The organism is Candidatus Protochlamydia sp. R18, from assembly GCF_000648255.1.
Classification (GTDB): Bacteria; Chlamydiota; Chlamydiia; order Chlamydiales; family Parachlamydiaceae; genus Protochlamydia; species Protochlamydia amoebophila.
The window spans coordinates 125,175-136,971 of record NZ_BASL01000639.1 but is presented as its reverse complement, the minus strand read 5'-3'; the positions used below and the strand labels follow the sequence as shown (position 1 = coordinate 136,971).

Sequence of the window (11,797 nt, the reverse complement as noted above, 5' to 3'; positions counted from 1 at the left end):
AATGACTTTTATTGTTGATCATCAAATATGCATACTATTTAAATAGTAATCTGTAAACATATTCAATTAAGAACACTAATAAATAAAATTGCTGTTGTCAACAATAATAATTCTTTAATGATTTTTTTGAAAAACCACGCAATAATTTGAATAGAAAATAAATCAAAAAAAGATAAGATGTAGTATATCGATAGATATATTTTTAAGAATAGAAAGGAATAAAAAAATGAGAATTTTATTGAACCACTTTTCTTGCTATTATTCTTCTTTTTTTGAAGGACATTTTTTATTTTTAACTAAACGTCAGAAAACGATCATAGCAATTGCCATAAGCGTCTTTAGTTGTTTCGCAGCGGGCTATTTACTGTATCAAGTGATCAATAAAAGAAAAATAAGGCCTTTGTCAAGCAATGCTGCTTCTTTAAATAGAGAACCAAATTTTGGAAACCCCTTAAGCCTATCAGTCGAAGAGCACAAAACAAATCTTTCGATAGTGAATCCAGCGTTAATCCATAGAATTAACTCAATGAGCTCAAGAATTAGCTCAATGATCTCAATGGTTTCAGCATTTTCTCCGACGGAAAATGAAAGAGCTGAACAAACAATAGAGGGAGAGATCGACTATACAGGTGTTACAGTAGATACAACACTGCTTTCCCGGTATTGGAATATCGCTTATAAAAACGCTTCTTCATTAGAGGAAGCAGATATTATTCTCATGGGAGAACATCATAAGATTTTAGCTTATCAACAATTAGAGATTGCAATCATCAATCAATTTGGAAAAGACAATGACGTCTTACTTGTGGAAGGGATAGAGTATCAAGAAGAGGCGCAAAATTTCAGCCGGATCTATTCTAAGCGTAGCTACGATTTAATTTCAAAAAATATACGCATGTTTGGTTTTGAGGAAAATTTATTAGATTTGATTGAAAGTTTAAATATGCTTAAAGAATTGGAGAGAAAAGCTATTATCTTAAAAACAAATGTAGAGTTAAAAAAAAGATCTGGGTTGCCACTGGATGTCACATTTTCAGAAAAGGTGATGCACGAAGAAGTCTGTTTATTGGAGAAATTATTTCTATCAATGGATAAGGTTAATAAATTCCTAATTACTTCCATTAATCGGCTGTTAGATCGGTACCCTAACAACAAGTTATTTGTTATTGCAGGCAACCTTCATATAGTAAGTCCCGACTTTAACTTGATCGACCATTTACCTCCAGATTTGAAATATGCCATATTAACTTATAAAGATTAAGTTTAAAAGTTTCCGACAAATTTAATTGAAGGATTAGAGGACAACCTTAAATCCTTGTTCATAAATTGGGCCCCCTTTGCCAATGGGAAGTTTTCCTAAGAAAAAATCACGATAAACTTTTAAGCCTTGTTCAGCTTTTTGAATGCAATAGTAACAATTACTGATCCATTCAGATCCTTGGATTGTTCCTGAATGAAGGTTGCACTCAAATCGAGAACTTAGTTTTTGTTGCCAATAATCAGGTTCTCCAAAAAGAAGAATGGGCGTGGAGTTGACCGATCCCACTTTTCTTCTCACTTCTTCAAGAGAAAATTCAAAGTCAGTTCCGATTCCACCCATTAAAAAAATAGGGAAGTCTAGATGAAAATCAGCCTGTCTTTCCACTAGTTTATCAAGTCGGTAAGTCATTTTAGCTTCGACAAAAGGATTTTGAAGCTGTTCATTAACAACAGATCCATCTTTAGCTCTAAAATCGGCGATATTAGCACATGATAGAATACGCAGATCTTTTGCGACCCTGTTGCCAACTTCCATCGCTCCAGGCCCTCCACCCGTGACTAATGCTAAAGGGGTGTTTTTATGGAGTAAAGGGTGTTGCATTTCCGTACGCATTTCTAAGACTCCAGCTAACAAGTGATGAAGCTCCTGTTCAAAGTCCCCAGCTAATAAATTTGAGCCATAAATCCCAAAAACAGTGGATTTTAAAAATATATCTACGTGAGCTAAAGGAACAAAAAAACCTGTATCGCGATCTGGTTTTTGAAGGTATTGCAAAATTTGTCCTGTCGCTTCATCCACCCAAAAAACGGGAATAGCGAATTTTTCAAGGTCATGCAGAAGAGCTCTATCTTCTGCAGAGAAAAAATCTTTATGGGATAAGGAGGGGTATTGGAAGTAAATTCCTTTTAAACATCTTTGAACTTGATCGCTTAGCAACATCCTTTTCATTAAGGGAGAAGGGAAGTAACGAGTTAATAGTATTCCCTGGCTCGTAATCAAACCGCTGTCAATTGCTTTAAGAAATGGGTAAGAGGGCTGTTGTTCAATATAACGCTCGACCATCAAAGCTTGACGAGTTCCATGAAAAGCTCCTGGAAATTCGTGGGTTCTTGTTTCTCTTGTAATCCAATCCGATTCTTTTAAAGATTTTAGCTGTTGCCCTTTTACAATAAATACAGCTGCTCTATTTTCAACAGGTTGGGGAGCAGTCGAAAAAGCTTCAAACAGAGTTTTACTGTCTTCCAAACACGTTTGTAGTTGATCTCTATCTGAAAAAAAAACATGCTCACGGTAAGGTTCTAAGGTATAAAATTCTAACGGAATATCGGTAATTTCTCTTTTACTACTTCCAAATAATTCATAAATATCTCCAGAGGCAAATGTATCAGGTTGAAGAATAGAGGCCGAAGTGTGATGATAACCTGGTGATAAAAGATTATCGACAACTCTAGCAAATACTGTACGAATATGGAGCGGCAATGTGCGGACAAGCAAAATTTCATCTTCAGAAACGTTGCGAGTCATCATTGGATTCCATTCTTGATGTAAACGCAACATGTCGCGCATTTTAGTGTTTGTTACAAGAGCTTTTGCCAAAGTCGGAAGGAATCCTGTAATTGAAGGATCGTAAGTAACTCGTCCATTTTGAAGAGTTAAATAAACTATTGTTCGTCCATCTAATTTATCCAAAATAAGGTCATTGCTTCCATGCAAACCTCCTAAAGATAAAAGGGGCTTACCTCTTCTATCAGATCGCCCAAACATTCGACTTAAATAATCCGGATCTCTCACACGGCGTCTTTCATCAGCCGCAAATAATTTTCCGAGTGAACTTCCTATTTCTAATAATTTTAACATTTCAATTGCAATAGGACCGATCGCATTGAGTTTAGTATGGACTTGAGCACATAAGTTCTTTTTGTCTAATTCAAAATTTAATCCAATTCCATCCAAACCTAATTGTGCAAGAGTGCTTTTAATATTAAACAAAATCAAATGAGGGTCGATCTGGAAACCGACAAAATGCGGAGAGATATTTTGGATAAATACTGTTGCTTCAGCAGTTTTTTCATTGATTCGGTTAAGGTTTGTGATCGAGCCATCAGGGGTAGCCAAATCGTAATGATAGAAGTCAATATTACTTTCCATAGCCATGTTGTGTTTTTTTTAATTCATTTTGATTAGAGGGGGTTTTATCTGAGCTGTCCATAACATTTAAATTAAAACAACTTTTTGTCAATTCATTGTTTTTTAACATTCTTTTTATTTTTCTTACCCAATTAAATTTTTTATTTTTGTTCCTATTTTGTATGTCTATAAAAGCTTAGAGTCTGCTTCTAAGCTTTTTAAAATTGTGGAGTAGTTGTTTATATCTTTAATAAAAAAATAAATTTACGTAGGCGGTAAAGTGTAAAGCTAATGAATTAGGAGCTATTGTAAATAAAAATGAGTTTAAAGCTTTTATTTTAAGTAAGTTGATTCCTAAATTTATAGAAAATAATAATGGGAAGCTCATGATTGAAAAGAAGTTGCTATTGCTGCCGTTTTGTTCATAAAGATAAAAAAGAAGTCTTAATGTAGAGACATGAACAAGTTTTTAGGAAAGGATAGATAGAGCTTTTTTCTAAAATATTATTCTGCCATAATTATTTTTTATGTTTTTTTATGGTCTTTATCTGCTGCGAATTTTAATTAGAAAAGTTTTCGACTAGATAGGCTTAAGTGAGATAATATGCAGAAAAACCCAAGAAGCTGTGGCACGCATGATGGAACATTCCATGCAGATGAAGTTACCGCATGTGCTTTGTTAATGCTTTTTGATTTAATTGATGAAAATAAGATCATTCGCACACGTGATTTACAAATTTTAAATACATGCGAATATATTTGTGATGTAGGAGGTATTTATGATCCTTCTCAAAAACTTTTTGATCATCATCAAGTAGATTATCAAGGGCCTATGAGTAGTGCGGGAATGATTCTCAAATATTTAAAGCATCTTGAACGATTGAAACCCAATGAATACGAGCTTTTTAACGCATCTTTAGTTATGGGAATAGATGCTCATGATAATGGAAGAGATCCTTTGATTCCTGGATATTGCTCAATTTCTCATATTGTTTCTAATTTCACACCTATTCATTACGATTGTGCTCATGAAGAGCAGGATCAAGCTTTTCATAAAGCTCTAAAATTTGTTTATGAACATTTACATCGTTTATGGGAAAGATTTAAATATACTCAATCTTGCCGTGAAATTATTGCTGAATGCATGAATAAATCAAAAGAATGTTTAATGTTTGATCAAAATTTGCCTTGGCTTGAAATTTTCTTTGAATTGAAAGGAGAAGAGCATCCGGCATTATTTGTAATTATGCCTTCAGGTCCTCATTGGAAGTTAAGAGGGATTCCTCCTTCTTACCAAGATCGAATGAAAGTTCGTTTACCACAACCCAAAGAATGGGCTGGGTTATTAGAGGAAGACCTAAAAAGAGTTTCGGGTATTCCAGGTGCAGTTTTTTGCCATAAAGGGCGTTTTATATCGGTTTGGGAAACAAAAGAAGATGCATTGAAAGCTTTAGATTACACCTTAAAGTATACTTAGGAGATTTTAATTGATGACGACAGTATTCGGAAAAATTATTAAAGGTGAGCTTTCAGCAGAAAAAATTTTTGAAAATGAACGCATTATTGTCATCAAAGATCTTTATCCAGTCGCTCCAGTCCACTTACTTATTATTCCCAAAAAAGAAATTCCGAATTTACAGTCTATCCAACAAGAAGATCTTGAACTCGTGAGCGAAATCGTAGTTATTGCTCAGCAACTTGCCAAGCAATTTAATATTGAAGAAGGGTATCGGTTGATCACAAATAATGGAACGATGGCTGGGCAGGTTATTTTTCATTTGCATTTTCATTTAATTGGAGGACGTCAATTAGGAAGCTTGGGATAAATTTTTCAAAAATCTATCCATTTGGATGATTTCCGAATTATTTTAATTTGGGTTTAAATATAAAAAAGTTTAGAAACTATTATGATCTTACCTATTAACTTAGAGCGATCTCAAACAGCTTTGTTGATCATTGATATGCAAGATAAGATATTTGCGACAGTTGATCATGGAGCAGAGGTATTGAAAGCTATTTTTAAAACGATCAAAGGTTTTCAAGCACTTCAAATCCCAATTTTTATTTCTGAGCAATATCCTCAAGGGTTAGGAGAAACTTTAATGGATTTGAAATCTCTTCTCAGAGACCAATATTCTCCATGGGTGAAAACGACTTTTTCTTGTTTGGATGACCCTATTATAAAAAAATATATCGAAAAATCTTACATTCAACAATGGGTCATTGTCGGTCTTGAAGCTCATATTTGTATTTTGCAAACAGCTAAAGGGCTTTTGCAAGCTGGAAAGCAAGTCATTGTTTTAAATGATGCGATTGCATCTCGTTCTATCTATAATTTTTCTATTGCAATTGCCGAAATGAGAGATTTGGGAATTCGAATTAGTAGTTCCGAAACAATTCTTTTTGAGTTGTTAAAAGATTCCAAACAACCCGAATTTAAATCAATTAGTCAAATGATTAAGTCTTGTGAATGTTAATGCTCAGATCTATTTTGTTAACATTTTTGGTTCTTTATTTCTTGCAGATTTTTGGAGCTGAAAAAGAGGAAATTCAGAGGGTCGTTCGCCGTATTGAAGCTCATCTGCATATTCAAGATACCCCTTCCGCTTACTTTGAAGCTAAACAAGCGATAGCTTCTTATTCTAGTTCTCAAAGCATTCATGAAGTTTATATTAAGGCAACAGCGCGTTCTGGTTACGAAAAAGAAATGCTTTGTGCTTGGCAAAACTATTTTAAGCAATTTCCAAATCAAATGGAAAATCGAGAATTAATAGAAGAAATGGCTTGGGGGGTTTTAGGCAAGGCCGCTCAGTCTCATTCATTAATTACTCGGCACCTCGCTTTATTGGCAGCTTTTTTCTGTAAGGATACTAAAGGAGTAGAAATTCTTTTTCAGGGAATGCAAGATTCAAATTATGCGATCAGAGCCTTTGCTGTGAAATTGTCCAGCCATTTACACGATGACAAATTAATAAAATCAGTTAAGGAACTTTTTCGAAATGAGAAAGTTAGGTTAGTTAAACATGAGGTGATCAAAGCAATTGGGAAAATGAAAATACTAGAATTAAAAGAAGAGTTAGAATTTTTAATTAGTTCAGAGCAAAGTCTTTCCGAAGAAAAAGCTTTAGCTATTGAGTCTCTAGTTGCTTTGTTGAATTCTTTAAAAAGAGAAGAAGTCGTTCGTTTAATTCAAAGCGATCGAGTCGGTTTGCGTTTAGTGGCTTGTCAGGCTATTGCTCATTTTCAATCTCAACGGGATGTCGACCAATTGTTAATCTTAACAAATGATTATCATCCCCAGGTGAAAATAGCTAGCTATCAAGCAATGGGCTTGCTTAAGTCGAAAGAGCAAAATGATAGTGTTATAGAAGCTGCTCGAAAGGGAATAAAAGATGATCATTTTAAAGTTGCATTGTCTGCTGCCTGGTTATTATTGCTCTATCATCCAAACGAAGCTAAAGAAGTTTTTCAATGTTACTTGTTAAGCGATAAACCCGAAGTCCGTTTGACGGCTTCAGCTGCTTTAGCTTTAGCAGGTAGAGCAGGTATAGATTTGGCTTCGCAATTTCTTGAAAATCATCAAGATCCCTATATCCGTCTCAATCTTGCTTGTGGATTAGTCAAACAAAGATGTTGTTTAAAACAAGCTGCTCAAGTCATCAAGCAAGTCTTGCTTTCGCAAAAAGATAAGTTTTGTGAAATTGAGTGTGGAATATTTAAATCGATTGCAGGTTGTCATTATAGTCGATCTGAAAAAATAACAGAAAATCCAGAAATGAATAATCAGCTTCTTCGTTTAGAGTTATTCAATATCCTATCGATTTTAAAAGAACCTAACACACAAAATGCGATACGAGAATTTTTATCAGAAAGAAACTGGGGCATTACGGGTGCCGCTGCCGCCTTACTTTTAACAGAAGGTGATGAAGAATCTATTGAAGTGGTATTGAAACTTCTTAAAGACCCCTGCACCAAAGTACGAATACAGGCCGCTCTAGTTTTATCAATATGGTCACACGAAGAAGATCCTATTCATGTTTTACAGGAAGAGTATTTAAATAGTGATCGGGAAACAAAAGCAAAAATCTTAGAGGGCATTGGACGGATTGGATCTATGAAATCTATTCCTTTTTTAACTGAAACTTTAAAAGAGCCTTCTCAAACGTTACGCTTAATTGCAGCAATGGCATTAATTCAATCTCTGAATAACTAAATTAATTCTAGTGCATGCAACATCCCTAGGGGAATTTTAAATGAATATCCGTTTATGGCATTTTGAAACCCTTACTTATTATTTACTTGAGGAATTTCCTATTCAGCAAAATACATAAATTATAAAATCATTTATCGATACTCTTATCTTTATCCTATTTTGTTGAAAAAAAATTAGTTAAAAGATGCCTTTCTATTCAGATTATTATAAATATGAAAAATATCTTGATCGTCACTTGTACGTTCCTTTTCATTTTGTTTGTTTGGGAATTTTTTAGTTATTTTAATCCGAATTTGATTTGGGTATTACCTCCACCTTCTCAGATATTTAATCAATTAATAGAAAAACCGGATTGTTTTCTCTTTCACACTGGTGTAACCCTCAAAGAGATTTTAGGAGGATTTGCCCTTGCATTTAGCGTGGCTTTCCCCCTTGCTTGGATCATGGATCATTTTTCGATTGCTCGCAATTTCTTACAGCCATTTTTTGTGATTATACAATGTATTCCTATGTTTACCTTAGCCCCCATCATGATTATGTGGTTTGGCTGGAGCTACATTGCTATCGCTATACCCACTGCTTTAATGATTTTTTTTCCGCTGACAATTACCCTTTTTCAAGGTTTACGTTCAGTTCCTAAAGAATTAACTGATTATTTTATGATTAATCATGCAACTCATTGGCAGATATTTTGCAAATTAAAATTGCCTTGGTCTCTTCCTCATCTATTTAGTGGGTTGCGACTATCAGCTGCTATTGCAGGAATAGCGGCTATCGCAGGTGAATGGGCAGGAGCCCAAAATGGGTTAGGTGTTTTAATGGTTGAGAGTAGAAGAGACATGGATTTAGCAACAAATTTTGCAGCCCTGTTTTGTCTGACATTGCTTAGCTATTTGATCTATTCTATCATTCTTTTGATAGAATATTTTATTTTAAAAAAAAGATTTTTTAAAATTTTGAAAGCGCACTTTACCTATTCTAGGTTAACTTATTCTATTGTGTTTGTGTTTTTTGTGGGATGTGGAATTTTGATGGGATGCCATCGACAAGCTTCTTCCAAACCTCCTGTTAGACTTGTTTTAGATTGGTTACCAAATCCTAATCATATTCCTTTTTATGTGGGTATCCATAAAGGTTTTTTTCAAGAACATCACATTAACATTTCGATTAAGAAAATGCAGGAGCCTGGCCATGCTACATCTTATTTATTATTAGACCAGTGTGAATTGGCGTTAGCCTATATGCCTCATACTATCCGTGTCGAACAAAAAAAAGGTGAGGTTGAGCCGATTGGAATTCTTATTCAAGAACCTTTAAATGCTTTGATTGTTCGTGAGGGAGGAGAAATTCATGATTTAACCGATTTGAATGGAAAAATGCTTGGGTTTTGTACGGGTGGTAAAGAAGCTGCAAGTTTAAATAAGCTATTAGCAAATGCTTCTATAGCAGTAAAAGGGTGTCTAAATGTTAATTGTGATTTGATTACTCCACTTAGAACTAAAAATGTAGATGTTATTTATGGCGCTTACTGGAATATTGAAACTGAACATTTAAAAAGCCTGGGTATACGCACACGTTATTTTAAGCTAACGGAACTTGGGATGCCTACTTATTATGAATTGATTGTTTTAGCTAAAACTAAAACAATTTATACAGAAGACGAATTTGTTCAATTGTTTAAAAAAGGATTACAAAAAAGTATTAACTATTCTAGATTACATCCAAACGAAGCTTTTGAAATCTATGCCCTTTATCAGCAGAATAAAAGTATACAGACACTTACGTGGGAAAGAGAAGCTTGGAAAAAAACCATTCCTGTTTTAGCTGAGCAGCAAGAGATTTCACCTATGATATGGAATACTTTTCAGGAGTGGTTAAGGATTAATCAATTATTATAAGATTGTTTGGTTGGAATTTTATGGAATTTGGAAAAAAATTAATTGAAGTTCAACAGCAATTAAAAAAAGAAGAGATCAATGGTTGGCTGCTTTATGATTTTAGGCATAGTAATTCTCTAGCTTATATTTTTTTAGAGATCCCTACTTCAAAAATGCTTTCCAGGCGTTTTTTCTATTGGATTCCGAGCTCAGGAGAACCCATCAAAATCGTTCCTCAAATTGAACCCCATACTCTAGATCATTTACCGGGAATAAAATGGATTTACAAAAGTTGGCAGGAACTAGAAAGCCAGTTGTTTTCTCTGAAACTAGAAAATCATAAAGTTGCTATGGAATATTCTCCTTTTAGTGCTTTGCCTACTCTTTCGAAAGTGGATGCAGGCACAATAGATTTCATGCGAAAAAATGGAGTAGAAATTGTTAGTTCGGCAAATTTTATTCAACGTTATACCTGTGTATGGAATCCTCAACAACTTCAAAGTCATTTAGAGGCAGCTGAAATATTGAGCTTAATTGTAGACCAAACTTGGAATTTTATTGAGAAAAAATTAATTACTAGCCAAGCCGTTGATGAATACCAAGTTCAGCAATTTATGCTAAAACTTATGATCGAACACAATTGTGTGACAGCAGATCCTCCCATATGCGCTATCAATGCTAATTCTGCTGATCCTCACTACAGCCCTAAAAAAGGTCAGGCACTGTCTATTCGACCTGGAGACTTCATCTTACTAGATCTTTGGTGCAAAAAAAATCAATCAAACTCTGTTTATGCAGATATTACAAGAGTTGGTGTGGCTGCAAAAAATGCACAAGAAAAACAAAAACATATTTTTAATATTGTAAAAGAATCTCGAGATCGAGCAACTCTTTTTATTAAAGAAAATTATGAAGCAGGCCTTTCTATTCAGGGTTGGCAAGTTGATCAATTGTGTAGAGATGTGCTAAATGAAAAAGGGTATGGTGAATATTTTATTCATCGAACTGGGCACAATATCGGACAAGATGTTCATGGACCTGGAGCTAACTTAGACAATTTTGAAACTCGAGATTTTCGGCAGCTAATTCCCGGAACTTGCTTCTCAATTGAACCTGGCATTTATCTTCCTCACGAGTTTGGCGTTCGTTTAGAATACGATGTGTATCTTTCTTTTGAAAAGAAAATACAAATCACTGGCGGAATTCAAGAAGAATTAGTTTGCCTAAATTTATGATAACAAGGAAGAGTCAAAGAATGAGTTATGAGTTATAGGAGTAAAAAATGAAAGTACCTCTTTTTTCATTTAAAATGAGTCGATTAGCTTTAATTATATTTTGGCTTATCATTGGGTTAATATTTTTAGGAATTTATGCTTTTGATTCTTCTTTATTTAATAAGATGAGACAGGCGACTTATCAAGATACTCCTTACATTAATTTGCCTAGTGGCCCTTAATCGGTAACGACAAGTAAGCACTAGCTATTAAAATTGGTGCTTAAACAATAATTAAGGTGCTGTCTTAATTCGCTTTGTAAATAATTCATTTTAGTAAAATCACTTTTAATATCAGTTGAGAGAATCCAATCTTTTTGTATGTGTTGGTGAGCTAATAAGAAAAGGCGATCTGATAAAGAAATAGCGTCTCTAAAATCATGCGTAACAAGTAAAATTGTTGTTCCATATTTATCTCTAATCTCATGCAACAAACTATAAAGATGCTCTCTTAAGCCAGTATCTAAAGCTCCAAATGGTTCATCTAGGAGTAGAATAGGTTTTTTTAGCAATAATGCGCGTGCTAAAGAGACGCGTTGTCTCATTCCGCCGGAGAGTTGTTCTGGATAATAATGAATAAAATTTTTTAAGCCCATCTCTGTCAATAACTTTAAAGCATCTTCTTTGACTTCTTGCAGATTGGTAGATTTAGGTCCAAGCTCAGAAATTAATATAACATTTTCTAAGACTGTTCGCCAGGGAAGAAGCAAATCTTGTTGTGTCATATAAGCAAAATATTCGTAAGCTTGAGAATGGCCCATGGCATAAAATGCTCCTTCTTGAAGAGGTAGCAATCCGACCAAAAGTTTAAATAAAGTTGACTTTCCAGAACCTGAAGCACCAATAAGTGTTCCAATTTCTCCTTGTTTTAAAGTTAGTGCAACATTTTTTAAAAGAGAATGATTAGGATAAGAGAAAGATATATTTTTAATAATCAAACACATAATAGGTAAAGTGGGAGGATGAAATTTTCAGGTTATCACAGCTTTTTGTTCCTTTTTATTTGAAATCAATCCTACTTTTATGCCTGTGAGAGAGCTTGTTTT

At 34.2% G+C, this 11,797-nt stretch carries 10 protein-coding genes; 8 read left to right on the top strand and 2 right to left on the bottom strand.

Translation table 11 applies throughout. The features are described 5' to 3' along the window. The first annotated feature begins 226 nt into the window (after positions 1-226). Positions 227-1,261 carry a hypothetical protein gene (locus tag TY19_RS03555; protein ID WP_042280203.1) on the top strand — a complete coding sequence of 345 codons (1,035 nt, stop codon included), beginning with the start codon at positions 227-229 and terminating at the stop codon, positions 1,259-1,261. A 33-nt stretch (positions 1,262-1,294) separates the two neighbouring features. Here the strand turns inward: TY19_RS03555 and TY19_RS03550 are convergent, their stop codons facing one another. Then, entirely contained in the window at positions 1,295-3,415 is a 2,121-nt protein-coding gene (locus tag TY19_RS03550) for an LOG family protein (protein WP_226988477.1), read from the bottom strand. 577 nt (positions 3,416-3,992) lie between these two features. On the opposite strand from TY19_RS03550, the gene TY19_RS03545 reads away from it, so the two are divergent. The 7 genes from TY19_RS03545 (at position 3,993) to TY19_RS16135 (ending at position 10,934) form a co-directional block, all read left to right on the top strand. Beyond that, a complete protein-coding gene (locus TY19_RS03545; RefSeq protein ID WP_042280199.1) occupies positions 3,993-4,865 on the top strand; it encodes an MYG1 family protein in 873 nt (290 codons plus the stop codon). A gap of 13 nt (positions 4,866-4,878) precedes the next feature. Continuing rightward, positions 4,879-5,214: an HIT domain-containing protein gene (locus tag TY19_RS03540; protein WP_042280197.1), complete on the top strand. Its 336-nt coding sequence runs from the start codon at positions 4,879-4,881 to the stop codon at positions 5,212-5,214. A gap of 81 nt (positions 5,215-5,295) precedes the next feature. Next, on the top strand, positions 5,296-5,865 hold the full coding sequence (locus TY19_RS03535; protein ID WP_042280194.1) for an isochorismatase family protein: 570 nt from the start codon (positions 5,296-5,298) through the stop codon (positions 5,863-5,865). A gap of 14 nt (positions 5,866-5,879) precedes the next feature. Beyond that, positions 5,880-7,601 (top strand): HEAT repeat domain-containing protein, encoded by a 1,722-nt coding sequence (locus tag TY19_RS03530; RefSeq protein ID WP_148300626.1) that lies wholly within the window; start codon positions 5,880-5,882, stop codon positions 7,599-7,601. Positions 7,602-7,813: 212 nt separating this feature from the next. Further along, positions 7,814-9,499, top strand: coding sequence for an ABC transporter substrate-binding protein (locus TY19_RS03525; protein WP_042280190.1), 1,686 nt, complete (start codon positions 7,814-7,816; stop codon positions 9,497-9,499). A gap of 20 nt (positions 9,500-9,519) precedes the next feature. Next, positions 9,520-10,713 (top strand): M24 family metallopeptidase, encoded by a 1,194-nt coding sequence (locus tag TY19_RS03520; protein ID WP_042280187.1) that lies wholly within the window; start codon positions 9,520-9,522, stop codon positions 10,711-10,713. A 47-nt stretch (positions 10,714-10,760) separates the two neighbouring features. Then, positions 10,761-10,934, top strand: coding sequence for a hypothetical protein (locus tag TY19_RS16135; RefSeq protein WP_158383122.1), 174 nt, complete (start codon positions 10,761-10,763; stop codon positions 10,932-10,934). A gap of 20 nt (positions 10,935-10,954) precedes the next feature. On the opposite strand, the gene TY19_RS03515 is transcribed toward TY19_RS16135, so the two are convergent. Beyond that, positions 10,955-11,695 carry an ABC transporter ATP-binding protein gene (locus TY19_RS03515; RefSeq protein ID WP_042280185.1) on the bottom strand — a complete coding sequence of 247 codons (741 nt, stop codon included), beginning with the start codon at positions 11,693-11,695 and terminating at the stop codon, positions 10,955-10,957. Positions 11,696-11,797 lie beyond the last annotated feature (102 nt).

Bases quoted from the DNA above. Each gene is read 5' to 3' on its own strand.
- TY19_RS03555 (WP_042280203.1), top strand. From the start codon at position 227: ATGAGAATTTTATTGAACCACTTTTCTTGCTATTATTCTTCTTTTTTT.
- TY19_RS03550 (WP_226988477.1), bottom strand. From the start codon at position 3,415: ATGGCTATGGAAAGTAATATTGACTTCTATCATTACGATTTGGCTACC.
- TY19_RS03545 (WP_042280199.1), top strand. From the start codon at position 3,993: ATGCAGAAAAACCCAAGAAGCTGTGGCACGCATGATGGAACATTCCAT.
- TY19_RS03540 (WP_042280197.1), top strand. From the start codon at position 4,879: ATGACGACAGTATTCGGAAAAATTATTAAAGGTGAGCTTTCAGCAGAA.
- TY19_RS03535 (WP_042280194.1), top strand. From the start codon at position 5,296: ATGATCTTACCTATTAACTTAGAGCGATCTCAAACAGCTTTGTTGATC.
- TY19_RS03525 (WP_042280190.1), top strand. From the start codon at position 7,814: ATGAAAAATATCTTGATCGTCACTTGTACGTTCCTTTTCATTTTGTTT.
- TY19_RS03520 (WP_042280187.1), top strand. From the start codon at position 9,520: ATGGAATTTGGAAAAAAATTAATTGAAGTTCAACAGCAATTAAAAAAA.
- TY19_RS16135 (WP_158383122.1), top strand. From the start codon at position 10,761: ATGAAAGTACCTCTTTTTTCATTTAAAATGAGTCGATTAGCTTTAATT.
- TY19_RS03515 (WP_042280185.1), bottom strand. From the start codon at position 11,695: ATGTGTTTGATTATTAAAAATATATCTTTCTCTTATCCTAATCATTCT.